The organism is Escherichia sp. WS1450, assembly GCF_046487395.1.
Taxonomy (GTDB): domain Bacteria; phylum Pseudomonadota; class Gammaproteobacteria; order Enterobacterales; family Enterobacteriaceae; genus Escherichia; species Escherichia coli.
Genome location: NZ_JBJQJO010000013.1, coordinates 1 through 26,297 on the forward strand (window position 1 = coordinate 1; position 26,297 = coordinate 26,297).

Genomic DNA, 26,297 nt, shown 5'->3' on the forward strand with positions numbered 1-26,297 from the left:
GACTTGGTATTCATTTTTCGTCTTGCGACGTTAAGAATCCGTATCTTCGAGTGCCCACACAGATTGTCTGATAAATTGTTAAAGAGCAGTGCCGCTTCGCTTTTTCTCAGCAGCGCGGGGTGTGCATAATACGCTTTCCCGCTACAGAGTCAAGCATTTATTTTTGCTTTCTCTGCCGGAATTCTCAGGAGAACCCCGCTGACCCGGCGGCGTGTTTGCCGTTGTTCCGTGTCAGTGGTGGCGCATTATAGGGAGTTATTCCGGCCTGACAAGAGGAAATTTAAAATAATTTTCTGACCGCGCATTTTTTCAGCAAAAGCCCCGTTAATGTGCCATAAAACAAGCAATTTGCCGTTTTTGCAACCGTAATCACACTTCCTAGTGGCATACTAAGGAGGAATAAAAAGAAAAAGGAAGATTAGTAATGCCTTTAAGCGCACAACAGTTAGCTGCACAGAAAAACCTTTCGTATGTTCTGGCTGAGAAGCTGGCGCAACGCATCTTAAAAGGTGAATATGAACCCGGCACCATTTTGCCTGGTGAGATTGAGCTGGGCGAGCAATTTGGAGTGAGTCGTACAGCGGTACGCGAAGCGGTCAAAACGTTAACGGCAAAAGGGATGGTTTTACCGCGACCGCGAATTGGTACCCGGGTCATGCCACAATCAAACTGGAATTTTCTTGATCAGGAATTGCTTACCTGGTGGATGACAGAAGAGAACTTTCATCAGGTCATCGATCACTTTCTGGTTATGCGTATCTGTCTGGAGCCGCAAGCTTGCCTACTGGCAGCAATGGTTGGCACCGCGGAACAGAAGGCGCATCTCAATACGTTAATGGCCGAAATGGTGGCATTAAAAGAGAACTTTCGCCGTGAACGCTGGATCGAAGTCGATATGGCCTGGCATGAGCATATCTATGAAATGAGCGCCAATCCGTTTTTGACCTCATTCGCCTCGCTCTTCCATTCGGTTTATCACACTTACTTCACGTCAATTACCAGCGACACAGTGATAAAGCTGGATCTACACCAGGCGATTGTTGACGCGATTATCCAAAGCGATGGCGACGCGGCATTTAAAGCTTGTCAGGCGCTGCTACGCTCACCTGATAAGTGACACCCCGATAACAGGACATTGAATGAGCGATAAAAAGAAGCGCAGTATGGCGGGTTTGCCGTGGATCGCGGCGATGGCCTTCTTCATGCAGGCACTTGATGCCACTATTCTGAATACCGCCTTACCCGCAATCGCTCATAGCCTTAATCGTTCTCCTCTCGCGATGCAATCAGCCATCATCAGTTATACGCTGACGGTGGCGATGCTTATTCCGGTAAGCGGATGGCTAGCCGATCGCTTCGGTACGCGTCGCATATTTACCCTTGCCGTGAGTCTGTTCACGTTGGGTTCTCTGGCCTGCGCACTTTCTAACTCGCTACCACAGCTGGTTGTCTTCCGGGTTATTCAGGGGATAGGCGGCGCAATGATGATGCCTGTTGCTCGGCTGGCCTTACTGCGCGCTTATCCTCGTAATGAGCTTCTTCCTGTATTGAATTTTGTCGCCATGCCGGGTCTGGTGGGGCCAATTTTAGGCCCCGTTCTTGGCGGTGTGCTGGTCACCTGGGCAACCTGGCACTGGATATTTTTAATCAATATCCCCATAGGTATTGCGGGCCTTCTTTACGCGCGCAAACATATGCCCAATTTCACCACCGCACGACGCAGATTCGATATCACTGGATTCTTGCTGTTTGGTCTTAGCCTTGTTCTCTTCTCAAGCGGAATAGAGCTATTCGGGGAAAAGATTGTCGCCAGCTGGATTGCCTTGACGGTGATAGTCACCAGCATCGGGTTACTGCTTCTCTATATTCTCCATGCACGACGCACGCCAAACCCATTAATTTCATTAGATTTATTTAAAACCCGCACTTTCTCGATCGGTATCGTAGGCAATATTGCAACCCGTCTGGGGACCGGCTGTGTACCGTTCCTTATGCCACTGATGTTACAGGTGGGATTTGGTTATCAGGCGTTTATTGCCGGCTGTATGATGGCACCGACAGCGTTAGGTTCCATTATTGCAAAATCGATGGTTACCCAAGTCTTACGTCGTCTGGGCTATCGCCATACGTTAGTGGGGATCACGGTGATTATTGGGCTAATGATCGCTCAGTTCTCTTTGCAATCACCAGCAATGGCGATATGGATGCTGATCTTGCCGTTGTTTATATTAGGGATGGCTATGTCGACGCAATTTACCGCGATGAATACCATCACACTTGCCGATCTGACCGATGACAACGCCAGCAGCGGTAACAGTGTTCTGGCGGTCACGCAGCAACTGTCTATCAGTTTAGGCGTTGCTGTAAGTGCGGCCGTCCTTCGCGTTTATGAAGGGATGGAAGGCACAACGACTGTCGAACAATTCCACTATACGTTTATCACAATGGGCATTATTACTATTGCTTCAGCAGCAATGTTCATGCTTCTGAAAACAACCGATGGTAATAATTTGATCAAAAGACAGCGTAAATCTAAGCCGAACCGCGTTCCATCAGAATCGGAGTAAGTTGTAATCGTTGTTGCTGAAGGGTCGGTTGGGTTATCCGATGGATGAGTACATCAATCGCCAGCTCCCCCAGTTCATCTTTCGGTTGATGGATAGTGGTTAATGGTGGCGTCATAAAGCTTGCCAGTTCGATATCGTCATAGCCAATCACCGCGATATCCTGCGGAACCTGTAACTCTGCCTGATATAGCGCCTGGTAAACGCCAACAGCCATAGCGTCATTTCCGGTAAAGACGGCCTGAGGACGCAGCGGATGTGATAACAGTTGGCGCATAGCGTCAAACCCGCCGTTAAATTCAAAATCACCAGTGACTTCATAGCCATCAGGAATGTTGAGACCCGCACGTTTCATCGCCGCCCGATAACCTTCCAACCGCAGGCGCGCCGGAGTTTTATCCAGCGGGCCGGTAATACAGGCGATACGGGTATGACCTTTATCGATCAGATATTGCGTTGCTAAGTCTCCGCCCAGCAACGAGTTATCCTGAATAAGATCGCTGTCGCCATCGAACGGTGCCCAGTCCATCATCACGGTAGGCACTGTCGGATAACGTTGCATGATTTCACGCGAAGGCTGATGCGTTTCGGTGCACAGTAACAGCAAGCCATCAACGCGTTTTTGCATCAGCGTTTCCAGATTGCGATTCATCCGCTGTTCATCGCCTTCGGTATTGCAAAGGACAAGACTATAACCGCGTTCGAAGCAGCTGCGTTCAACGCCACGCACCAGTTCAGAATAGAAAGGATTGGTACTGGCAGTGATCAACATGCCAATGGTATGTGTTTGATTGAGTTTGAGGCTACGCGCCAGAGCTGATGGCGCGTAATTGAGTTCTTTAATCGCCGCTTCAACTTTGGCGGTAATCGCTTCACTGACGAAGCGATCTTTATTGATAACGTGAGAAACTGTTGAGGTAGAAACGCCCGCCAGGCGGGCAACATCTTTCATTGTAGCCAAGCGTCACCTCTGCCTGTCTAAAAATGCGTCGATCTCTTCACGCCACGGTACGGAAGGTTGTGCGCCTTTACGTGTTACGGCAATCGCAGCGGCAGCATGAGCAAACCGAATCGCCTCTGGCAATGGTTTTTCTTCCAGCAACGCCGTGATTAACGCGCCGTTAAAGGTATCTCCGGCAGCAATGGTATCGACAGCCTGCACCCGGAATCCAGGAACGCGCTGACCTTCACCATTCACGCTAGCCCATACACCACGACTTCCTAAAGTAATCAGTACAGTACGGATACCTTTTTCATGCAGTACCTGCGCTGCCTTCGCTGCATCTTCATCATTTTCAACACGAATACCGGTGAGCTTTTCTGCTTCCGTTTCGTTTGGCGTAATAATGTCCACCAGTGCCAGCAGTTCGTCAGGAAGTTCGCGAGCCGGAGCCGGGTTAAGCGCAACGATAGTCTTATTTTGATGGGCGATTTTCGCCGCTGCCATCACACTTTCGAGTGGTGATTCCAGCTGCATTAATAATGCTGACGTGTTGGCAATACGCTCACGTTGCGCTTCCACCAGCGCAGGGGAAAGGGCAGCATTAGCGCCGGCATGAATACCAATGACATTCTCACCTTCGCCATTAACAAAAATCAGCGCCACACCTGTTGATTCGCCTTTGATCACGCTGACCGGAGTAATATCGATGTTATCAGTGGCGAGCTGCTGGCGAACGCTCTCGCCAATACTGTCATCACCCGTACAGGCAATAAACGCGATATTCGCACCGCTACGCCCAGCAGCCACAGCCTGATTCGCGCCTTTGCCGCCAAATGCAACCTGATAGTGGTTACCGGTTACGGTTTCGCCTGGAGTAGGAAAAGATTGAAGATTAAGAATGTGGTCAGCATTAATGCTGCCAAGAACAACGAGGCTGCCTGCGTTTTGCATATTCGGGATGTCCATAAAATGCGCCACCGTGTTAGGGTGGCGCGTGCCCTGCTTTTCTTTATATTACACGTTCATCTGTCGATGACGTATTTATGTCACCATCAGGTCATACAACCTGATTAAAACTACTGCTTAACAACCAGTTTCAGATCAACCGGATACTTAGCCTGAACTTTCTCGCCTTTCAGCACTTTATCTGCGGTTTCGACGCCTTTCGCGCCAATCTGATCGGGTAGCTGAGCGATAGTCGCTGCTAGTTTGCCATCATTCACCGCTTTTTCGCCATCCGGTGTACCGTCAAATCCGACGACCATCACATCCGATTTACCGGCAGTTTGCAGTGCGCGCAGCGCGCCCAGCGCCATTTCATCATTCTGCGCGAATACAGCCTGAACATCCGGATGTGCGGTCAACAGGTTCTGCATTACGTTCAAACCTTTAGTGCGATCAAAATCTGCTGGCTGGCTGGCAAGAACATTAAACTTGTGGGCAGCAACAGCCTGCTGGAAGCCTTCGCCACGTTCACGGGCTGCGGATGTACCGGCAATGCCTTGCAGCTCGATAACTTTGGCACCTTCACCCGCTTTCTTCGCGATGTAATCACCGGCGATTTTGCCGCCCAGTACGTTATCAGAAGCAATGTGGCTCACCACTTCACCTTTCGTTGCCTGGCGGTCAAGAGTGATAACCGGGATGTTCGCCTGGTTAGCCATCTTCACAGCATTACCCACTGCGTCGGAGTCGGTCGGGTTAATCAGCAGAATTTTTGTACCGCGAACGGTTAAGTCCTGCACGTTCGCCAGCTCTTTCGCCGGGTTGTTCTGGGAGTCCAGCACCACCAGGTTATAGCCAAGTTTATCCGCCTCTTTCTGCGCGCCATCTTTCAGCGATACAAAGAACGGGTTGTTAAGCGTGGAGACCACCAGCGCGATGGTGTCTTTTGCCATCGCATTCGCACTGACGGTGGCGCTTAGCGCAACAGCGGAAACCAGGGTAGCCAGTTTTTTCATGTTCATATTCAAGATGTCCTGTAGTCGTTATTACTGCTTTTTGTTGTCTACCAGCACCGCCAGCAAAATCACCACCGCTTTGACGATCATCTGGTAATAGGAGGAAACACCTAACAAATTCAATCCATTATTAAGGAAGCCAAGAATTAATGCGCCGATCAACGTCCCAACAATGCGACCTTTTCCGCCCGCCAGACTCGTACCGCCCAGAACCACCGCAGCAATAGCATCCAGCTCATAGCCAGTCCCCGCCGTAGGTTGTGCGGAGGAGAGACGCGCCACTTCAATGATCCCGGCCAGCGATGCCAGCAGACCACAAAGAGAATAGACGATGATTTTGATTTTATTGACGTTGATACCAGAAAGGCGCGTTGCCGCTTCGTTGCCGCCCAGCGCGTAGATGTAACGCCCCAGACGCGTGTGATGCAGCATGTACCAGGCCGCGAGGAACACAATCCCCATGATCCAGACTGGCGTCGGTACGCCCAGCGGACGACCAATACCAAACCAGCCAAACAGATCGGCGTTCTCAGTAAAGCCGGTATTCACTGGGCTACCGTTGGTATAAACCATGGTCACGCCGCGCAGTAAAAGCATCATAACCAGCGTAGCGATAAACGCCTGGACGCGACCTTTCGCTACAATCACCCCGGTTACCGCACCAATTGCGGCACCTAACGCGAGAGCAGCAGCAACAGCCACCAGCGCATTGACTTCAATGCCAACGATAGATGCAGCAACTGCGCCGGTCAGCGCCAACAGAGAACCTACCGACAAGTCGATGCCCGACGTCAGGATCACCAGCGTCATCCCGACTGCCATAATGGCGTTCACCGAGGTTTGCTGGAGAATATTGAATAAGTTATTGATGGTGAAAAAGTTCGGACTTAACGTCGAGACAATCGCGATCAGCACCAGCAGAGCGATAAGCGATTTCTGCTCCATCAGCCACGCTTTCGTGAAATAACGGCGACCAGAGACAGTCTGGGTTGTCATTTTTTTACTCCTGATTCACGCGATTAAGCTTGCCCACAGCGGCAGCCATTAACACTTCCTGGGTGGCCTGCTCACGAGTAAATTCCCCGCTGAGATGCCCTTCATGCATGACGATGATGCGATCGCTCATGCCTAATACTTCTGGCATCTCCGATGACACCAGAATGATGCTCAAGCCATCGGCTTTGAACTGGTTAATCAGTTGATAGATCTCTTTTTTCGCGCCGACATCTACGCCACGGGTAGGCTCATCGAGGATCAACACTTTGGGGCGTGTCATCAGACCACGGGCAATCGCCACTTTTTGCTGATTGCCACCGGAAAGCAGACCAATTGCCTGTTCCATCGACGGCGTTTTCACATTAAACAGACGAATGAAATCACTTACTGCCTGCTGTTCATCGGCATGCTTCAAACTGCCGCCAGCGCGGCTGAAGTAGCGCAGCGCGGTCAGCGACATATTCTCTTTTACTGACATGCCCAGCACTAAACCGTCACGTTTACGGTCTTCGGAGATATACACAATGCCGTTTGCCAGGCCATCCTGCGGTGAACGGGTAACAACTTCATGCCCATCCAGGGTGACGTAACCGCTGGTGCGCGGCAGTGCGCCGTAGAGCACTTTCATCAGTTCGGTACGACCTGCGCCCATCAAACCAGAGACGCCAAGAATTTCGCCTTTGCGTAAAGTAAAAGAGACATCGTTAACGCCAGGTCCGCAGAGATTATCGACTTTCAGGCGAATATCTCCTGGCGCTTTGTCCAGGTGCGGATATTGATCTTCCAGCTTGCGGCCCACCATCATCTCAATCAGCGAATCTTCGGTCAGTGATGCTACTTCACGCTCAGCAATAAATTGCCCATCACGAAAAACGGTAACGTCATCGCAAATCTCGAAGATTTCTTTCATGCGGTGGGAAATATAGACAATACCGCGGCCTTGCGATTTCAGCTCGCGGATGACGCGGAACAAGGATTCGGTTTCGGTATCGGTCAGCGCATCGGTCGGTTCATCCATAATGATGACTTTCGACTCAAAGCTCAGCACTTTGGCTATTTCAACCATTTGCTGGTCACCGATGGAAAGATCGCCCACTAACTTGTCGCTTTTAAAGCGCAGGTTAAGTTTAGCCAGCAATTTATCCGCTTCGGCATACATGGTTTTCCAGTCAATTTTGCCAAAGCGATTAACAAACTCACGACCGAGGAAAATGTTTTCGGCAATGGTCAACTGCGGGATCAGGTTCAGTTCCTGATGGATAATCCCAATCCCGGCTTCCTGGGAAGATTTCGGCCCGGTAAACGTCGTTTCTTTCCCCAGCCATAAAAGCGTACCGGCATCGCGAGTATAGATACCCGTAAGCACTTTCATCATGGTGGATTTACCCGCGCCGTTTTCGCCCACCAGCGCCATCACGCGGCCCGGATAGACATTTAACGCTGCGCCCGAGAGGGCTTTTACGCCCGGGAAGGCTTTATCGATGCCTTTAAGCTGAAGTAATGCTTCCATGACGGCCTCAGAACGTCACGCCAGCACAGAGAATGATATTCGCATACGGAGAACATTCTCCGCTGCGAATTACCGCCTGACTTTCTGCGGTTTGTTGTTTGAATTGTTCATGCGTGGTGTAACGAATTTCAATGGTATTTCCCTGGTGTTGTTGCAGCTGCTCAAGGTGAGTGAGCAACGTTTCGTGGAGATGCGGATTATGTTGTTTGATCTCTTCCGCGATAATGGCTGCCTCGACCTGCATTTCATTTGTGACGACGCCCAGCACCTGCATAAAAGAAGGTACACCCTGGGTTAATGCCATATCGATACGCGTTGTACTTTTGGGGATGGGTAAACCTGCATCACACACCACCAGCGTATCGGTATGTCCCAGTCGGGAGATCACCGATGAAATATCAGAATTAAGAACGGTGCCTTTTTTCATTTTTTTCTCCATCAGCGAAACGTTTCGCTGACCCGCAGTTTAATCCTGACTGAGTTGGGAAAACCATCGTGACGTTACGGAAATGTGATCAACCTCGAAACGTTTTACATGGTGATTAACCATGAAAACAAAAACGCCCCCTTATGGAGAAAGGAGGCGTCTGGCGTTAGATTTCGACCTGAGTACCCAGTTCGATAACCCTGTTTGGCGGGATTTCAAATTGATCCGGCGCACGCAGCGCATTACGTTGCAACAGCAAGTACAGCTTACCGCGCAGACGCAAATACCACGGGCGTTTGCCGAGGATCAACGACTCATGCGACATAAAGAAGGAGGTTTCCATCATCCGGCAACTTAATCCTTCCAGACCGCAGCGGTGGAATACTTCTTCCACGTTTGGCGTTTCTCGCCAACCATAACTTGCCACCACGCGCCAGAACGTGGGCGACAGTTGTTCAATCTGTACCCGACGGACGTTATGGACATATGGCGCATCTTCGGTGCGCAGAGTTAATAGAATCACCCGCTCATGCAATACCTTGTTATGTTTAAGGTTATGCATCAGCGCAAAGGGAATGACGTTGATTGCACGTGACATATACACCGCGGTCCCAGGCACGCGAACGGGCGGTGATTTCTCCAGCGAAGCAATCATCGCCTCCAGAGAGTTGCCATGTTCATGCATCCGCCGCAGCAAGCGGAAACGCTCGCTCTTCCAGGTGGTCATCACGATAAACATCACCGTACCGAGGCTCAATGGCAACCAGCCGCCGGAGAGCAGTTTATCGAGGTTAGCGGTGAACAATGGAATATCGACACAAAGGAAAGCAATCAGGATCAGCGCAACAAAATACTTATTCCAGTGCCAGTTCTGACGTGCCACGGTAGTCGAGAGAATAGACGTCAGCACCATGGTTCCGGTCACCGCAATCCCGTACGCCGCCGCCAGGTTGCTGGAGTGCTCAAAGCTGACAATCACAATCACGACCGCGACATAGAGCATCCAGTTCACAAACGGAATATAGATTTGCCCTGACTCCATTTCGGAGGTGTGAATAATGCGCATCGGCGACAAATATCCCAGACGTACCGCCTGACGCGTCAATGAGAAGACGCCAGAGATAACCGCCTGCGAGGCAATTACCGTCGCCAGTGCGGCGATGATCAGCAGCGGGATCAGCGCCCAGTCCGGTGCCAACAGGAAGAACGGGTTCTTAATTGCTTCCGGGTTCTTTAACAACAGAGCGCCCTGACCGAAGTAATTAAGAGTTAAGGAAGGTAATACGACGGTGAACCACGCCAGGCGAATAGGGAACTTACCAAAGTGCCCCATATCAGCATACAGAGCCTCGACCCCCGTAATCGACAGCACCACTGCCCCTAATGCAATAAAAGAAACCGTTTTGTATTCAAGGAAGAAATGCACCGCCCACATCGGATTCAGCGCATGCAGCACTTCCGGGTTAGCAATAATGCTACGTAACCCCAGTCCTGCCAGAATCAAAAACCAGGTCAGCATGATCGGCGCAAACAGCTTACCGACCATAGCCGTGCCATGTTTTTGAATCATAAATAATAAAGTGAGAACGATAATTGAGAGGGGAACTATCCAGGTATCCAGCTGCGGGGCGACGATTTCCAGACCTTCAATGGCTGACATCACCGAAATAGCGGGTGTTATGACGACTTCACCATAGAAAAAGCTGCCGCCGATTAGCCCCATAATCACCAGCATTGATGTGGTTCGCGCCGACGTATTACGCCCGGCAAGCGACATCAACGTCAGGATCCCCCCTTCACCGGCGTTATCTGCCCGCATCACGAAGGTGAGATATTTAATGGAAACCACAAAGATTAGCAGCCAGAAGATCAGCGATAAAAAGCCAAACACGGCATCGCGTTCAACGCCAAAACCAAACTGGCCGGACAAACATTCACGAAGTGTATATAACGGGCTGGTACCAATATCGCCGTAGACAACTCCAATCGCCGCGAGGGTAATCGCGGGCAATGATTGCTTATTATCAGTGCTCATAGACTAGTCTTTCGTTGAAATATGAAATGTGTGCTTAGTCCCTTGGCCCACAAAAAAGCGCACAGTATGCACGATTAACGGCAAAATCGTACTCCTAAATGCGGCCACATTAACCTGGCTCAAAGAAAAATACCCCCCCTTTGAGACTATTTTAGCCACCAGCAAGAAACGTCTATACTCGCAATTTACGCAGAACTTTTGACGAAAGGACGCCACTTCATTATGGCTCACCCTCATTTATTAGCGGAAAGAATTTCCCGCCTGAGCAGTTCGTTGGAAAAGGGGCTTTATGAACGTAGCCACGCCATCCGCTTGTGTTTATTAGCGGCATTAAGTGGTGAAAGTGTGTTCCTCCTTGGCCCGCCAGGTATTGCCAAAAGTTTGATCGCCCGGCGCTTAAAATTCGCCTTTCAGAATGCCCGCGCGTTTGAATATCTGATGACTCGCTTCTCCACGCCGGAAGAGGTTTTTGGTCCCCTTTCTATTCAGGCGCTAAAAGATGAAGGGCGCTATGAACGTTTAACCAGCGGTTACCTGCCGGAAGCAGAAATCGTCTTTCTGGATGAGATCTGGAAAGCGGGTCCGGCAATTCTTAATACCCTGCTCACCGCCATTAACGAGCGCCAGTTCCGTAACGGTGCACACGTAGAAAAAATCCCGATGCGCCTGCTGGTGGCGGCCTCCAACGAGCTGCCGGAAGCAGACAGCAGTCTGGAAGCGTTATATGACCGCATGCTGATTCGTCTGTGGTTAGATAAAGTGCAGGATAAAGCGAATTTCCGCTCCATGCTGACCAGTCAACAGGATGAAAACGACAATCCGGTTCCTGCCTCCTTGCAGGTCACAGATGAAGAATATGAACGCTGGCAGAAAGAGATTGGTGAAATTACGCTGCCCGATCATGTATTTGAGCTGATTTTTATGCTGCGCCAGCAACTGGATAAATTACCGGATGCGCCTTATGTCTCGGATCGTCGCTGGAAAAAAGCGATCCGCTTATTGCAGGCCAGCGCCTTTTTTAGCGGTCGCAGTGCCGTTGCCCCGGTAGATCTCATTTTGCTGAAAGATTGCCTGTGGTATGACGCGCAAAGCCTGAATTTGATACAACAACAAATTGATGTATTGATGACCGGTCATGCCTGGCAACAGCAAGGGATGTTGACCCGCCTGGGCGCGATTGTGCAACGTCACCTGCAACTCCAGCAGCAACAAAGCGATAAAACAGCCTTAACGGTAATTCGTCTGGGCGGCATTTTCAGCCGTCGTCAGCAGTATCAACTTCCTGTTAACGTTACTGCTTCCACTCTGACTCTGCTGCTGCAAAAACCGTTAAAATTGCATGATATGGAAGTGGTTCATATCTCCTTTGAGCGTAACGCGCTGGAACAGTGGCTGAGTAAAGGTGGTGAAATTCGCGGCAAACTGAACGGTATCGGCTTTGCCCAGAAATTGAATCTGGAAGTGGATAGCGCCCAACATCTTGTTGTACGCGATGTAAGTTTACAAGGCAGTACGCTGGCACTTCCCGGTTCATCGGCTGAAGGTCTGCCAGGTGAAATAAAACAACAACTGGAAGAGCTTGAAAGCGACTGGCGTAAGCAACACGCTTTATTCAGCGAACAGCAAAAATGTCTGTTTATCCCTGGCGACTGGTTAGGTCGCATTGAAGCCAGCCTACAGGATGTCGGCGCACAGATTCGCCAGGCACAACAATGCTAACGCTGGATACGCTTAATGTGATGCTGGCCGTCAGCGAAGAGGGATTGATCGAAGAGATGATCATCGCGCTGCTGGCCTCACCGCAGCTGGCAGTCTTCTTTGAAAAATTCCCACGACTGAAGGCGGCAATCACTGATGATGTTCCCCGCTGGCGTGAGGCGCTGCGCAGTCGGCTGAAAGATGCCCGAGTCCCGCCGGAACTCACCGAAGAGGTGATGTGCTATCAGCAAAGCCAGCTCCTCTCCACGCCGCAGTTTATTGTGCAACTACCACAGATCCTGGACTTACTGCATCGTCTGAATTCCCCATGGGCAGAACAAGCCCGACAGTTGGTTGATGCTAACAGCACGATCACTTCAGCGTTACACACGCTTTTTCTCCAGCGTTGGCGTTTAAGTCTGATCGTGCAAGCAACGACGTTAAATCAACAGCTATTAGAAGAAGAACGCGAACAACTGTTGAGTGAAGTTCAGGAACGCATGACGCTGAGCGGACAACTTGAACCGATTCTCGCAGATAACAATACCGCAGCTGGTCGTCTGTGGGATATGAGCGCCGGTCAGCTTAAACGTGGCGACTATCAGTTGATTGTGAAATACGGTGAATTTCTTAACGAACAGCCGGAACTGAAACGCCTGGCAGAACAGCTGGGGCGTTCCCGGGAAGCCAAATCAATACCGCGCAACGATGCGCAGATGGAAACCTTCCGCACCATGGTGCGCGAACCGGCGACAGTTCCTGAGCAGGTTGATGGTCTGCAACAAAGCGATGATATTTTACGTCTCCTGCCGCCAGAACTGGCGACACTAGGGATAACAGAACTGGAGTATGAGTTTTACCGTCGGCTGGTGGAAAAACAGTTGCTCACCTATCGCCTGCACGGTGAGTCGTGGCGAGAAAAAGTGATCGAACGTCCGGTGGTACATAAAGATTACGACGAACAGCCGCGCGGACCGTTTATTGTCTGTGTGGATACTTCCGGCTCAATGGGCGGCTTTAATGAACAGTGTGCGAAAGCGTTCTGCCTGGCCTTGATGCGCATTGCTCTCGCTGAAAACCGGCGCTGCTATATTATGTTATTTTCCACCGAGATCGTCCGTTATGAGCTTTCAGGCCCACAAGGCATCGAGCAAGCGATCCGCTTTTTAAGTCAGCAGTTTCGTGGCGGCACCGATCTTGCCAGTTGTTTTCGCGCCATTATGGAACGCTTGCAAAGTCGGGAGTGGTTTGACGCCGATGCGGTGGTGATTTCTGATTTTATCGCCCAGCGGTTGCCTGACGACGTGACGAGCAAAGTGAAAGAGTTGCAGCGGGTACATCAGCATCGCTTTCATGCCGTGGCGATGTCGGCACATGGCAAACCCGGCATCATGCGCATTTTCGATCATATCTGGCGCTTTGATACCGGGATGCGAAGCCGCCTGCTCAGACGCTGGCGGCGATAAACAATTACAGCAGAGAAGGGACGCTCTCGCGAACAGCTGCCGGCCATACACCACACTGAACCTGGCCGATATGTGGCAGTTGCAGCAGCAGCATGGTCAAACGAGACTGCCCGATACCGCCGCCGATGGTCTGCGGCATTTCACCGCGCAGTAGCGCCTGATGCCACTCCAGCTGCAGACGATCTTCATCACCGGTCAGCGCCAGCTGATGCTTCAACGTATCGGCATCCACGCGGATCCCCATGGAAGAAAGCTCAAACGCATCTTCCAGTACCGGGTTCCATACCAGAATATCGCCGTTCAGACCCGCATGGCCCAGCTCTGACGGGGTGCTCCAGTCATCATAATCCGGTGCGCGCACGTCGTGGCGATGACCATCGCTCAGCTTGCCGCCAATCCCGACAAGGAATACCGCACCAAGATCTTTCGCTATCGCCCGCTCACGCCCTTTGGCATCAAGATCCGGATAACGAGACAGTAACTCCTGGCTGTGTACGAAGTGGATCTGATCCGGCAGGAACGGTGCCAGGCCAAACTCTTCGCTAACCGCAGCTTCGGTTGCTTTAATTCCCGCCCAGATCGCCTCTACCGTGCTTTTCAGAGTCGAGAATTGACGCTCGCCGTCGCCCATTACGCGTTCCCAGTCCCACTGGTCTACATAGACCGAGTGCAACGGAGAAAGACGGTCTTCATCGGGGCGAAGGGCTTTCATGTGCGTGTACAGCCCTTCGCCCGCGCTGAAGTCGTGTTGCCCTAAGGTCTGACGTTTCCACTTCGCCAGTGAATGAACCACTTCGAACTGGGCATCAGGCAGAGCTTTTACTTTTACCTGCACCGCTTTTTCACAGCCCGACAAGTTATCCTGCGTGCCATCCCCCACACGGCTAAGAATCGGTGCCTGGACTTCGATCAGCCCCAGACGTTCTTCCAGTTGACGAGAAAAGTGAGATTTCACGAAGCTAATTTGACGTTGTTTGGCAATGTAAGCGGTTTTCATTTTTTATACTCCTGCGTCCTGTTGCTTATGATTAAGCAACAAAAACCGACACACATGCAATAATCATTCAATAAAAAGCCTCATGCACTTTTAATTCATTAAAAAATAGGGCTAAAATAGAATGAATCATCAATCCTCATAAGAAAATCCTATGGAAAATTATCTGATCGACAATCTGGACCGTGGCATCCTGGAAGCATTAATGGGCAATGCGCGCACCGCTTACGCCGAACTGGCGAAACAATTTGGCGTCAGTCCGGGGACAATTCACGTTCGAGTAGAGAAAATGAAGCAGGCGGGGATCATTACCGGGGCGCGTATTGATGTCAGCCCGAAGCAGCTCGGTTATGACGTAGGCTGCTTTATCGGCATTATATTAAAGAGCGCCAAAGACTATCCTTCCGCGCTGGCAAAGCTGGAAAGCCTCGATGAAGTCACTGAAGCCTATTACACAACTGGCCACTACAGCATCTTTATCAAAGTGATGTGCCGTTCGATCGATGCTCTCCAGCATGTACTTATCAACAAGATCCAAACAATTGATGAAATTCAGTCCACCGAGACACTGATCGTCCTGCAGAACCCGATCATGCGTACCATCAAGCCCTGATCGGCTTTTTTAATCCCATACTTTTCCACAGGTAGATCCCAACGCGTTCACAGCGTACAATACGCCACTCTTAATAAAGGTGGCGGTTTATGGCAGATATCACTCTTATCAGCGGCAGCACCCTCGGCGGTGCCGAATATGTAGCAGAACACCTGGCAGAAAAGCTGGAAGAGGCGGGTTTTACCACCGAAACGCTGCACGGTCCGCTGTTGGAAGATTTATCTGCCTCCGGGATCTGGCTGGTTATCAGCTCAACCCACGGTGCCGGAGATATTCCGGACAACCTTTCTCCTTTCTATGAAGCATTGCAGGAACAGAAGCCCGATCTTTCTGCGGTCTGCTTTGGCGCAATCGGTATTGGTAGTCGTGAATATGACACCTTTTGTGGGGCTATCGATAAACTCGAGGCAGAACTCAAAAATTCCGGTGCAAAACAGACAGGCGAAACACTGAAGATCAACATTCTTGATCACGACATTCCGGAAGATCCGGCGGAAGAATGGCTAGGATCGTGGATTAATTTACTCAAATAAGTATACAGATCGTGCGATCTACTGTGGATAACTCTGTCAGGAAGCTTGGATCAACCGGTAGTTATCCAAAGAACAACCGTTGTTCAGTTTTTGAGTTGTGTATAACCCCTCATTCTGATCCCAGCTTATACGGTCCAGGATCACCGATCATTCACAGTTAATGATCCTTTCCAGGTTGTTGATCTTAAAAGCCGGATCCTTGTTATCCACAGGGTAGTGCGATCCTAATAAGAGATCACAATAGAACAGATCTCTAAATAAATAGATCTTCTTTTTAATACCCAGGATCCCAGGTCTTTCTCAAGCCGACAAAGTTGAGTAGAATCCACGGCCCGGGCTTCAATCCATTTTCATACCGCGTTATGCGAGGCAATCACCATGTTTTATCCGGATCCTTTTGACGTCATCATCATTGGCGGGGGTCATGCAGGCACCGAGGCCGCGATGGCCGCGGCGCGTATGGGTCAACAGACTCTGCTTTTGACACACAATATCGACACTCTGGGGCAGATGAGCTGCAACCCGGCGATCGGCGGTATTGGGAAGGGACATCTGGTAAAAGAAGTGGATGCACTCGGCGGTCTGATGGCGAAAGCGATCGATCAGGCGGGTATCCAGTTTAGGATACTAAACGCAAGCAAGGGGCCAGCGGTTCGCGCTACCCGTGCTCAGGCGGATCGTGTGCTCTACCGGCAGGCGGTACGTACGGCGCTGGAGAACCAACCGAACCTGATGATCTTCCAGCAGGCGGTTGAAGATCTTATTGTCGAAAACGATCGCGTGGTCGGTGCTGTTACCCAAATGGGACTGAAGTTCCGTGCCAAAGCCGTCGTGCTCACCGTTGGGACGTTCCTCGACGGTAAAATTCATATCGGTCTGGATAACTACAGCGGTGGCCGTGCTGGTGATCCGCCGTCCATTCCGCTCTCTCGCCGTTTGCGTGAACTGCCGCTGCGCGTTGGTCGTCTGAAAACCGGGACACCGCCGCGTATTGATGCGCGTACTATCGACTTCAGCGTGCTGGCGCAACAGCATGGCGATAACCCAATGCCGGTATTCTCGTTTATGGGCAATGCGTCCCAGCATCCACAGCAGGTGCCGTGTTATATCACCCATACCAACGAGAAAACCCATGATGTGATCCGCAGTAACCTCGATCGTAGTCCAATGTATGCAGGGGTGATCGAAGGTGTCGGCCCACGCTACTGCCCGTCGATCGAAGACAAAGTCATGCGCTTCGCCGACAGAAATCAGCATCAGATCTTCCTTGAACCGGAAGGGCTGACCTCAAACGAAATTTATCCGAACGGTATCTCCACCAGCCTGCCGTTCGATGTGCAGATGCAAATCGTCCGCTCCATGCAGGGGATGGAAAACGCGAAGATCGTACGTCCGGGTTATGCCATTGAGTATGACTTCTTCGATCCACGCGACCTGAAACCGACGCTGGAGAGCAAGTTTATCCAGGGGCTGTTCTTTGCTGGTCAGATTAACGGCACTACCGGTTACGAAGAAGCCGCTGCGCAAGGTTTGCTGGCTGGTCTTAACGCTGCCCGTCTGTCTGCTGACAAAGAAGGTTGGGCTCCGGCGCGTTCTCAGGCGTATCTCGGCGTACTGGTTGATGACCTGTGCACTTTAGGAACCAAAGAACCGTATCGTATGTTTACTTCGCGCGCAGAATATCGTCTGATGCTGCGCGAAGATAATGCGGATCTGCGTTTGACTGAAATCGGTCGTGAACTGGGCCTGGTGGATGACGAACGTTGGGCGCGCTTTAACGAGAAACTTGAGAATATCGAGCGTGAGCGTCAGCGTCTGAAATCGACCTGGGTAACCCCGTCGGCGGAAGCTGCAGCCGAAGTGAATGCTCACCTGACTGCGCCACTTTCCCGTGAAGCCAGTGGTGAAGATCTGCTGCGTCGTCCGGAAATGACTTATGAAAAATTAACCACGCTGACGCCGTTTGCCCCTGCGTTGACAGACGAACAGGCGGCGGAACAGGTTGAGATTCAGGTTAAATACGAAGGTTATATCGCGCGCCAGCAAGATGAGATCGAAAAGCAGCTGCGTAACGAGAACACCCTGCTACCAGCGACGCTGGATTACCGCCAGGTATCCGGTCTTTCTAACGAAGTGATCGCCAAACTTAACGATCACAAACCGGCCTCTATCGGCCAGGCTTCGCGTATTTCTGGCGTCACGCCTGCGGCCATCTCCATTCTGCTGGTGTGGCTGAAAAAACAGGGTATGCTGCGTCGTAGCGCATAACGCATTAAAAATGCCTGGTAAGCACCCGCTTACCGGGCAACGCATCAAGAACAGGTAATCACCGTGCTCAACAAACTCACCTCTCTGCTGAAAGACGCAGGAATTTCGCTTACCGATCACCAGAAAAACCAGCTAATTGCCTACGTGAATATGCTGCATAAATGGAATAAAGCGTACAACCTGACTTCGGTCCGCGATCCTAATGAGATGCTGGTACGCCATATTCTCGATAGCATTGTGGTGGCACCGTATCTGCAAGGTGAACGGTTTATCGATGTCGGCACCGGACCAGGACTGCCTGGCATTCCACTCTCTATCGTGCGTCCTGAAGCCCACTTCACGTTGTTGGATAGCCTTGGTAAACGCGTGCGTTTCCTTCGTCAGGTGCAACATGAGCTTAAACTGGAGAATATTGAGCCAGTACAGAGCAGGGTAGAAGAGTTTCCTTCTGAGCCGCCATTTGATGGCGTAATTAGCCGCGCTTTTGCCTCTCTGAACGATATGGTGAGCTGGTGCCACCATCTTCCTGGTGAGCAAGGTCGTTTCTACGCGCTGAAAGGCCAAATGCCGGAAGATGAAATCGCTTTGTTGCCCGAAGAATATCAGGTCGAATCAGTGGTTAAACTTCACGTTCCGGCCCTGGATGGCGAACGTCATCTGGTGGTGATTAAAGCAAATAAAATTAAATTTTTATCAAAAAAATCATAAAAAATTGACCGGTTAGACTGTTAACAACAACCAGGTTTTCTACTGATATAACTGGTTACATTTAACGCCACGTTCACTCTTTTGCATCAACAAAGTAACGTGGCTTTTTTTGGTAAGCAGAAAATAAGTCATAAGTGAAAATATCAGTCTGCTAAAAATCGGCGCTAAGAATCATCATTGGCTGTTAAAACATTATTAAAAATGTCAATGGGTGGTTTTCGTTGTGTAAATGTCATTTATTAAAACAGTATCTGTTTTTAGACTGAAATATCATAAACTTGCAAAGGCATCATTTGCCAAGTAAATAAATATGCTGTGCGCGAACATGCTCAATATGTGATCTGAAGCACGCTTTATCACCAGTGTTTACGCGTTATTTACAGTTTTTCATGATCGAACAGGGTTTGCAGAAAAGTCGCAATTGTATGCACTGGAAAAATATTTAAACATTTATTCACCTTTTGGCTACTTATTGTTTGAAATCACGGGGGCGCACCGTATAATTTGACCGCTTTTTGATGCTTGACTCTAAGCCTTAAAGAAAGTTTTATACGACACGCGGCATACCTCGAAGGGAGCAGGAGTGAAAAACGTGATGTCTGTGTCGCTCGTGAGTCGAAACGTTGCTCGGAAGCTTCTGCTCGTTCAGTTACTGGTGGTGATAGCAAGTGGATTGCTGTTCAGCCTCAAAGACCCCTTCTGGGGCGTCTCTGCAATAAGCGGGGGCCTGGCAGTCTTTCTGCCTAACGTTTTGTTTATGATATTTGCCTGGCGTCACCAGGCGCATACACCAGCGAAAGGCCGGGTGGCCTGGACATTCGCATTTGGCGAAGCTTTCAAAGTTCTGGCGATGTTGGTGTTACTGGTGGTGGCGTTGGCGGTTTTAAAGGCGGTATTCTTGCCGCTGATCGTTACGTGGGTTTTGGTGCTGGTGGTTCAGATACTGGCACCGGCTGTAATTAACAACAAAGGGTAAAAGGCATCATGGCTTCAGAAAATATGACGCCGCAGGATTACATAGGACACCACCTGAACAACCTTCAGCTGGACCTGCGTACATTCTCGCTGGTGGATCCACATAACCCCCCAGCCACCTTCTGGACAATCAATATTGACTCCATGTTCTTCTCGGTGGTGCTGGGTCTGTTGTTCCTGGTTTTATTCCGTAGCGTAGCCAAAAAGGCGACCAGCGGTGTGCCAGGTAAGTTTCAGACCGCGATTGAGCTGGTGATCGGCTTTGTTAATGGTAGCGTGAAAGACATGTACCATGGCAAAAGCAAGCTGATTGCTCCGCTGGCCCTGACGATCTTCGTCTGGGTATTCCTGATGAACCTGATGGATTTACTGCCTATCGACCTGCTGCCGTACATTGCTGAACATGTACTGGGTCTGCCTGCACTGCGTGTGGTTCCGTCTGCGGACGTGAACGTAACGCTGTCTATGGCACTGGGTGTATTTATCCTGATTCTGTTCTACAGCATCAAAATGAAAGGCATCGGCGGCTTCACGAAAGAGTTGACGCTGCAGCCGTTCAATCACTGGGCGTTCATTCCTGTCAACTTAATCCTTGAAGGGGTAAGCCTGCTGTCCAAACCAGTTTCACTCGGTTTGCGACTGTTCGGTAACATGTATGCCGGTGAGCTGATTTTCATTCTGATTGCTGGTCTGTTGCCGTGGTGGTCACAGTGGATTCTGAATGTGCCGTGGGCCATTTTCCACATCCTGATCATTACGCTGCAAGCCTTCATCTTCATGGTTCTGACGATCGTCTATCTGTCGATGGCGTCTGAAGAACATTAATTTACCAACACTACTACGTTTTAACTGAAACAAACTGGAGACTGTCATGGAAAACCTGAATATGGATCTGCTGTACATGGCTGCCGCTGTGATGATGGGTCTGGCGGCAATCGGTGCTGCGATCGGTATCGGCATCCTCGGGGGTAAATTCCTGGAAGGCGCAGCGCGTCAACCTGATCTGATTCCTCTGCTGCGTACTCAGTTCTTTATCGTTATGGGTCTGGTGGATGCTATCCCGATGATCGCTGTAGGTCTGGGTCTGTACGTGATGTTCGCTGTCGCGTAGTAAGCGTTGCTTTTATTTAAAGAGCAATATCAGAACGTTAACTAAATAGAGGCATTGTGCTGTGAATCTTAACGCAACAATCCTCGGCCAGGCCATCGCGTTTGTCCTGTTCGTTCTGTTCTGCATGAAGTACGTATGGCCGCCATTAATGGCAGCCATCGAAAAACGTCAAAAAGAAATTGCTGACGGTCTTGCTTCCGCAGAACGAGCACATAAGGACCTTGACCTTGCAAAGGCCAGCGCGACCGACCAGCTGAAAAAAGCGAAAGCGGAAGCCCAGGTAATCATCGAGCAGGCTAACAAACGCCGCTCGCAGATTCTGGACGAAGCGAAAGCTGAGGCAGAACAGGAACGTACTAAAATCGTGGCCCAGGCGCAGGCGGAAATTGAAGCCGAGCGTAAACGTGCCCGTGAAGAGCTGCGTAAGCAAGTTGCTATCCTGGCTGTTGCTGGCGCCGAGAAGATCATCGAACGTTCCGTGGATGAAGCTGCTAACAGCGACATCGTGGATAAACTTGTCGCTGAACTGTAAGGAGGGAGGGGCTGATGTCTGAATTTATTACGGTAGCTCGCCCCTACGCCAAAGCAGCTTTTGACTTTGCCGTCGAACACCAAAGTGTAGAACGCTGGCAGGACATGCTGGCGTTTGCCGCCGAGGTAACCAAAAACGAACAAATGGCAGAGCTTCTCTCTGGCGCGCTTGCGCCAGAAACGCTCGCCGAGTCGTTTATCGCAGTTTGTGGTGAGCAACTGGACGAAAACGGTCAGAACCTGATTCGGGTAATGGCTGAAAATGGTCGTCTTAACGCGCTCCCGGATGTTCTGGAGCAGTTTATTCACCTGCGTGCCGTGAGTGAGGCTACCGCTGAGGTAGACGTCATTTCCGCTGCCGCACTGAGTGAACAACAGCTCGCGAAAATTTCTGCTGCGATGGAAAAACGTCTGTCACGCAAAGTTAAGCTGAATTGCAAAATCGATAAGTCTGTAATGGCAGGCGTTATCATCCGAGCGGGTGATATGGTCATTGATGGCAGCGTACGCGGTCGTCTTGAGCGCCTTGCAGACGTCTTGCAGTCTTAAGGGGACTGGAGCATGCAACTGAATTCCACCGAAATCAGCGAACTGATCAAGCAGCGCATTGCTCAGTTCAATGTTGTGAGTGAAGCTCACAACGAAGGTACTATTGTTTCTGTAAGTGACGGTGTTATCCGCATTCACGGCCTGGCCGATTGTATGCAGGGTGAAATGATCTCCCTGCCGGGTAACCGTTACGCTATCGCACTGAACCTCGAGCGCGACTCTGTAGGTGCGGTTGTTATGGGTCCGTACGCTGACCTTGCCGAAGGCATGAAAGTTAAGTGTACTGGCCGTATCCTGGAAGTTCCGGTTGGCCGTGGCCTGCTGGGCCGTGTGGTTAACACTCTGGGTGCACCAATCGACGGTAAAGGTCCGCTGGATCACGACGGCTTCTCTGCTGTAGAAGCAATCGCTCCGGGCGTTATCGAACGTCAGTCCGTAGATCAGCCGGTACAGACCGGTTATAAAGCCGTTGACTCCATGATCCCAATCGGTCGTGGTCAGCGTGAATTGATCATCGGTGACCGTCAGACCGGTAAAACCGCACTGGCTATCGATGCCATCATCAATCAGCGCGATTCCGGTATCAAATGTATCTATGTCGCTATCGGCCAGAAAGCGTCCACCATTTCTAACGTGGTACGTAAACTGGAAGAGCACGGCGCACTGGCTAACACCATCGTTGTGGTAGCAACCGCGTCTGAATCCGCTGCACTGCAATACCTGGCACCGTACGCTGGTTGCGCAATGGGCGAATACTTCCGTGACCGCGGTGAAGATGCGCTGATCATTTACGATGACCTGTCTAAACAGGCTGTTGCTTACCGTCAGATCTCCCTGCTGCTCCGTCGTCCGCCAGGACGTGAAGCATTCCCGGGCGACGTATTCTACCTCCACTCTCGTCTGCTGGAGCGTGCTGCGCGTGTTAACGCCGAATACGTTGAAGCCTTCACCAAAGGTGAAGTGAAAGGGAAAACCGGTTCTCTGACTGCGCTGCCGATTATCGAAACTCAGGCGGGTGACGTTTCTGCGTTCGTTCCAACCAACGTAATCTCCATTACCGATGGTCAGATCTTCCTGGAAACCAACCTGTTCAACGCCGGTATTCGTCCTGCGGTTAACCCGGGTATTTCCGTATCCCGTGTTGGTGGTGCAGCACAGACCAAGATCATGAAAAAACTGTCCGGTGGTATCCGTACCGCTCTGGCACAGTATCGTGAACTGGCAGCGTTCTCTCAGTTTGCATCCGACCTTGACGATGCAACACGTAAGCAGCTTGACCACGGTCAGAAAGTGACCGAACTGCTGAAACAGAAACAGTATGCGCCGATGTCCGTAGCGCAACAGTCTCTGGTTCTGTTCGCAGCAGAACGTGGTTACCTGGCGGATGTTGAACTGTCGAAAATCGGCAGCTTCGAAGCCGCTCTGCTGGCTTACGTCGACCGTGATCACGCTCCGTTGATGCAAGAGATCAACCAGACCGGTGGCTACAACGACGAAATCGAAGGCAAGCTGAAAGGCATCCTCGATTCCTTCAAAGCAACCCAATCCTGGTAACGTCTGGCGGCTTGCCTTAGGGCAGGCCGCAAGGCATTGAGGAGAAGCTCATGGCCGGCGCAAAAGAGATACGTAGTAAGATCGCAAGCGTCCAGAACACGCAAAAGATCACTAAAGCGATGGAGATGGTCGCCGCTTCCAAAATGCGTAAATCGCAGGATCGCATGGCGGCCAGCCGTCCTTATGCAGAAACCATGCGCAAAGTGATTGGTCACCTTGCACACGGTAATCTGGAATATAAGCACCCTTACCTGGAAGACCGCGACGTTAAACGCGTGGGCTACCTGGTGGTGTCGACCGACCGTGGTTTGTGCGGTGGTTTGAACATTAACCTGTTCAAAAAACTGCTGGCGGAAATGAAGACCTGGACCGACAAAGGCGTTCAATGCGACCTCGCAATGATCGGCTCGAAAGGCGTGTCGTTCTTCAACTCCGTGGGCGGCAATGTTGTTGCCCAGGTCACCGGCATGGGGGATAACCCTTCCCTGTCCGAACTGATCGGTCCGGTAAAAGTGATGTTGCAGGCCTACGACGAAGGCCGTCTGGACAAGCTTTACATTGTCAGCAACAAATTTATTAACACCATGTCTCAGGTTCCGACCATCAGCCAGCTGCTGCCGTTACCGGCATCAGATGATGATGATCTGAAACATAAATCCTGGGATTACCTGTACGAACCCGATCCGAAGGCGTTGCTGGATACCCTGCTGCGTCGTTATGTCGAATCTCAGGTTTATCAGGGCGTGGTTGAAAACCTGGCCAGCGAGCAGGCCGCCCGTATGGTGGCGATGAAAGCCGCGACCGACAATGGCGGCAGCCTGATTAAAGAGCTGCAGTTGGTATACAACAAAGCTCGTCAGGCCAGCATTACTCAGGAACTCACCGAGATCGTCTCGGGGGCCGCCGCGGTTTAAACAGGTTATTTCGTAGAGGATTTAAGATGGCTACTGGAAAGATTGTCCAGGTAATCGGCGCCGTAGTTGACGTCGAATTCCCTCAGGATGCCGTACCGCGCGTGTACGATGCTCTTGAGGTGCAAAATGGTAATGAGCGTCTGGTGCTGGAAGTTCAGCAGCAGCTCGGCGGCGGTATCGTACGTACCATCGCAATGGGTTCCTCCGACGGTCTGCGTCGCGGTCTGGATGTAAAAGACCTCGAACACCCGATCGAAGTCCCGGTAGGTAAAGCGACTCTGGGCCGTATCATGAACGTACTGGGTGAACCGGTCGACATGAAAGGCGAGATCGGTGAAGAAGAGCGTTGGGCGATTCACCGCGCAGCACCTTCCTACGAAGAGCTGTCAAACTCTCAGGAACTGCTGGAAACCGGTATCAAAGTTATCGACCTGATGTGTCCGTTTGCTAAGGGCGGTAAAGTTGGTCTGTTCGGTGGTGCGGGTGTAGGTAAAACCGTAAACATGATGGAGCTTATTCGTAACATCGCGATCGAGCACTCCGGTTACTCTGTGTTTGCGGGCGTAGGTGAACGTACTCGTGAGGGTAACGACTTCTACCACGAAATGACCGACTCCAACGTTATCGACAAAGTATCCCTGGTGTATGGCCAGATGAACGAGCCGCCGGGAAACCGTCTGCGCGTTGCTCTGACCGGTCTGACCATGGCTGAGAAATTCCGTGACGAAGGTCGTGACGTTCTGCTGTTCGTTGACAACATCTATCGTTACACCCTGGCCGGTACGGAAGTATCCGCACTGCTGGGCCGTATGCCTTCAGCGGTAGGTTATCAGCCGACCCTGGCGGAAGAGATGGGCGTTCTGCAGGAACGTATCACCTCCACCAAAACTGGTTCTATCACCTCCGTACAGGCGGTATACGTACCTGCGGATGACTTGACTGACCCGTCTCCGGCAACCACCTTTGCGCACCTTGACGCAACCGTGGTACTGAGCCGTCAGATCGCGTCTCTGGGTATCTACCCGGCCGTTGACCCGCTGGACTCCACCAGCCGTCAGCTGGACCCGCTGGTGGTTGGTCAGGAACACTACGACACCGCGCGTGGCGTTCAGTCCATCCTGCAACGTTATCAGGAACTGAAAGACATCATCGCCATCCTGGGTATGGATGAACTGTCTGAAGAAGACAAACTGGTGGTAGCGCGTGCTCGTAAGATCCAGCGCTTCCTGTCCCAGCCGTTCTTCGTGGCAGAAGTATTCACCGGTTCTCCGGGTAAATACGTCTCCCTGAAAGACACCATCCGTGGCTTTAAAGGCATCATGGAAGGCGAATACGATCACCTGCCGGAGCAGGCGTTCTACATGGTCGGTTCCATCGAAGAAGCTGTGGAAAAAGCCAAAAAACTTTAACGCCTTAATCGGAGGGTGATATGGCAATGACTTACCACCTGGACGTCGTCAGCGCAGAGCAACAAATGTTCTCTGGTCTGGTCGAGAAAATCCAGGTAACGGGTAGCGAAGGTGAACTGGGGATCTACCCTGGCCACGCACCGCTGCTCACCGCCATTAAGCCTGGTATGATTCGCATCGTGAAACAGCACGGTCACGAAGAGTTTATCTATCTGTCTGGCGGCATTCTTGAAGTGCAGCCTGGCAACGTGACCGTTCTGGCCGACACCGCAATTCGCGGCCAGGATCTCGACGAAGCGCGAGCCATGGAAGCGAAACGTAAGGCTGAAGAGCACATTAGCAGCTCTCACGGCGACGTAGATTACGCTCAGGCGTCTGCGGAACTGGCCAAAGCGATCGCGCAGCTGCGCGTTATCGAGTTGACCAAAAAAGCGATGTAACACCGGCTTGAAAAGCACAAAAGCCAGTCTGGAAACAGGCTGGCTTTTTTTTACGCGTTGCCCCGTCCTGAAGAGCGTTCACATAGATCCTGCTGATA

General features: G+C 51.1%; 25 protein-coding genes. 17 read left to right on the plus strand and 8 right to left on the minus strand.

Annotated features, from left to right (window positions below):
- Positions 1-424: 424 nt before the first annotated feature.
- The gene (locus tag ACJHYR_RS16035) at positions 425-1,117 is read left to right on the plus strand and encodes a FadR/GntR family transcriptional regulator (protein WP_001131162.1); all 693 of its coding nucleotides are present in this window, start codon (positions 425-427) and stop codon (positions 1,115-1,117) included.
- A 22-nt stretch (positions 1,118-1,139) separates the two neighbouring features.
- Entirely contained in the window at positions 1,140-2,567 is a 1,428-nt protein-coding gene (gene mdtD / locus ACJHYR_RS16040) for a multidrug transporter subunit MdtD (RefSeq protein WP_001280849.1), read from the plus strand.
- Here mdtD and rbsR read toward each other — a convergent pair.
- The 7 genes from rbsR to kup form a co-directional block, all read right to left on the minus strand.
- Positions 2,533-3,525, minus strand: coding sequence for a ribose operon transcriptional repressor RbsR (rbsR, locus tag ACJHYR_RS16045; protein ID WP_000224470.1), 993 nt, complete (start codon positions 3,523-3,525; stop codon positions 2,533-2,535). The two genes, mdtD and rbsR, sit on opposite strands and share 35 nt — an antisense overlap.
- Positions 3,526-3,528: 3 nt before the next feature.
- Entirely contained in the window at positions 3,529-4,458 is a 930-nt protein-coding gene (rbsK, locus tag ACJHYR_RS16050) for a ribokinase (protein WP_001309865.1), read from the minus strand.
- A 125-nt stretch (positions 4,459-4,583) separates the two neighbouring features.
- Entirely contained in the window at positions 4,584-5,474 is an 891-nt protein-coding gene (rbsB, locus tag ACJHYR_RS16055) for a ribose ABC transporter substrate-binding protein RbsB (protein WP_001056273.1), read from the minus strand.
- Positions 5,475-5,498: 24 nt separating this feature from the next.
- Complete coding sequence (gene rbsC / locus ACJHYR_RS16060; RefSeq protein ID WP_000211858.1) at positions 5,499-6,464, minus strand: ribose ABC transporter permease; 966 nt, start codon at positions 6,462-6,464, stop codon at positions 5,499-5,501.
- 4 nt (positions 6,465-6,468) lie between these two features.
- Complete coding sequence (gene rbsA, locus ACJHYR_RS16065; protein ID WP_000387770.1) at positions 6,469-7,974, minus strand: ribose ABC transporter ATP-binding protein RbsA; 1,506 nt, start codon at positions 7,972-7,974, stop codon at positions 6,469-6,471.
- Positions 7,975-7,981: 7 nt separating this feature from the next.
- The gene (gene rbsD, locus ACJHYR_RS16070; protein WP_001318146.1) at positions 7,982-8,401 is read right to left on the minus strand and encodes a D-ribose pyranase; all 420 of its coding nucleotides are present in this window, start codon (positions 8,399-8,401) and stop codon (positions 7,982-7,984) included.
- Between the two features lie 166 nt (positions 8,402-8,567).
- Positions 8,568-10,436, minus strand: a complete 1,869-nt coding sequence (gene kup / locus ACJHYR_RS16075; protein WP_000102319.1) for a low affinity potassium transporter Kup — start codon at positions 10,434-10,436, stop codon at positions 8,568-8,570.
- A gap of 222 nt (positions 10,437-10,658) precedes the next feature.
- Here kup and ravA point away from each other — a divergent pair, with 222 nt between their 5' ends.
- Positions 10,659-12,155 carry an ATPase RavA gene (ravA, locus tag ACJHYR_RS16080; protein WP_001316743.1) on the plus strand — a complete coding sequence of 499 codons (1,497 nt, stop codon included), beginning with the start codon at positions 10,659-10,661 and terminating at the stop codon, positions 12,153-12,155.
- Positions 12,149-13,600: an ATPase RavA stimulator ViaA gene (gene viaA, locus ACJHYR_RS16085; protein ID WP_000956642.1), complete on the plus strand. Its 1,452-nt coding sequence runs from the start codon at positions 12,149-12,151 to the stop codon at positions 13,598-13,600. The genes ravA and viaA overlap by 7 nt, the downstream gene beginning before the upstream one ends.
- 4 nt (positions 13,601-13,604) lie before the next feature.
- On the opposite strand, the gene asnA is transcribed toward viaA, so the two are convergent.
- Positions 13,605-14,597 carry an aspartate--ammonia ligase gene (gene asnA, locus ACJHYR_RS16090; RefSeq protein ID WP_000845107.1) on the minus strand — a complete coding sequence of 331 codons (993 nt, stop codon included), beginning with the start codon at positions 14,595-14,597 and terminating at the stop codon, positions 13,605-13,607.
- Positions 14,598-14,748: 151 nt separating this feature from the next.
- Here asnA and asnC point away from each other — a divergent pair, with 151 nt between their 5' ends.
- From asnC to ACJHYR_RS16155, 13 genes are all read left to right on the plus strand, one after another.
- Positions 14,749-15,207, plus strand: coding sequence for a transcriptional regulator AsnC (gene asnC / locus ACJHYR_RS16095; protein WP_000432970.1), 459 nt, complete (start codon positions 14,749-14,751; stop codon positions 15,205-15,207).
- 89 nt (positions 15,208-15,296) lie between these two features.
- On the plus strand, positions 15,297-15,740 hold the full coding sequence (gene mioC, locus ACJHYR_RS16100; protein ID WP_000763737.1) for an FMN-binding protein MioC: 444 nt from the start codon (positions 15,297-15,299) through the stop codon (positions 15,738-15,740).
- Positions 15,741-16,118: 378 nt separating this feature from the next.
- Complete coding sequence (gene mnmG / locus ACJHYR_RS16105) at positions 16,119-18,008, plus strand: tRNA uridine-5-carboxymethylaminomethyl(34) synthesis enzyme MnmG (protein WP_000499788.1); 1,890 nt, start codon at positions 16,119-16,121, stop codon at positions 18,006-18,008.
- A 63-nt stretch (positions 18,009-18,071) separates the two neighbouring features.
- Positions 18,072-18,716 carry a 16S rRNA (guanine(527)-N(7))-methyltransferase RsmG gene (gene rsmG, locus ACJHYR_RS16110; RefSeq protein WP_072837525.1) on the plus strand — a complete coding sequence of 215 codons (645 nt, stop codon included), beginning with the start codon at positions 18,072-18,074 and terminating at the stop codon, positions 18,714-18,716.
- A 595-nt stretch (positions 18,717-19,311) separates the two neighbouring features.
- Complete coding sequence (gene atpI, locus ACJHYR_RS16115) at positions 19,312-19,692, plus strand: F0F1 ATP synthase subunit I (RefSeq protein WP_000116695.1); 381 nt, start codon at positions 19,312-19,314, stop codon at positions 19,690-19,692.
- 8 nt (positions 19,693-19,700) lie between these two features.
- Positions 19,701-20,516 (plus strand): F0F1 ATP synthase subunit A, encoded by an 816-nt coding sequence (atpB, locus tag ACJHYR_RS16120; RefSeq protein WP_000135618.1) that lies wholly within the window; start codon positions 19,701-19,703, stop codon positions 20,514-20,516.
- 46 nt (positions 20,517-20,562) lie between these two features.
- The gene (gene atpE, locus ACJHYR_RS16125) at positions 20,563-20,802 is read left to right on the plus strand and encodes a F0F1 ATP synthase subunit C (protein ID WP_000429386.1); all 240 of its coding nucleotides are present in this window, start codon (positions 20,563-20,565) and stop codon (positions 20,800-20,802) included.
- Between the two features lie 61 nt (positions 20,803-20,863).
- Positions 20,864-21,334 (plus strand): F0F1 ATP synthase subunit B, encoded by a 471-nt coding sequence (atpF, locus tag ACJHYR_RS16130; RefSeq protein ID WP_001052219.1) that lies wholly within the window; start codon positions 20,864-20,866, stop codon positions 21,332-21,334.
- Between the two features lie 14 nt (positions 21,335-21,348).
- Entirely contained in the window at positions 21,349-21,882 is a 534-nt protein-coding gene (gene atpH / locus ACJHYR_RS16135) for a F0F1 ATP synthase subunit delta (RefSeq protein WP_001288587.1), read from the plus strand.
- Between the two features lie 12 nt (positions 21,883-21,894).
- Positions 21,895-23,436, plus strand: a complete 1,542-nt coding sequence (gene atpA / locus ACJHYR_RS16140; RefSeq protein ID WP_001176745.1) for a F0F1 ATP synthase subunit alpha — start codon at positions 21,895-21,897, stop codon at positions 23,434-23,436.
- 50 nt (positions 23,437-23,486) lie between these two features.
- Entirely contained in the window at positions 23,487-24,350 is an 864-nt protein-coding gene (atpG, locus tag ACJHYR_RS16145) for a F0F1 ATP synthase subunit gamma (RefSeq protein WP_000896498.1), read from the plus strand.
- A 26-nt stretch (positions 24,351-24,376) separates the two neighbouring features.
- Complete coding sequence (gene atpD, locus ACJHYR_RS16150; RefSeq protein ID WP_000190506.1) at positions 24,377-25,759, plus strand: F0F1 ATP synthase subunit beta; 1,383 nt, start codon at positions 24,377-24,379, stop codon at positions 25,757-25,759.
- Between the two features lie 20 nt (positions 25,760-25,779).
- Positions 25,780-26,199, plus strand: a complete 420-nt coding sequence (locus tag ACJHYR_RS16155; RefSeq protein ID WP_001251965.1) for a F0F1 ATP synthase subunit epsilon — start codon at positions 25,780-25,782, stop codon at positions 26,197-26,199.
- The last annotated feature ends 98 nt before the right edge of the window (positions 26,200-26,297 follow it).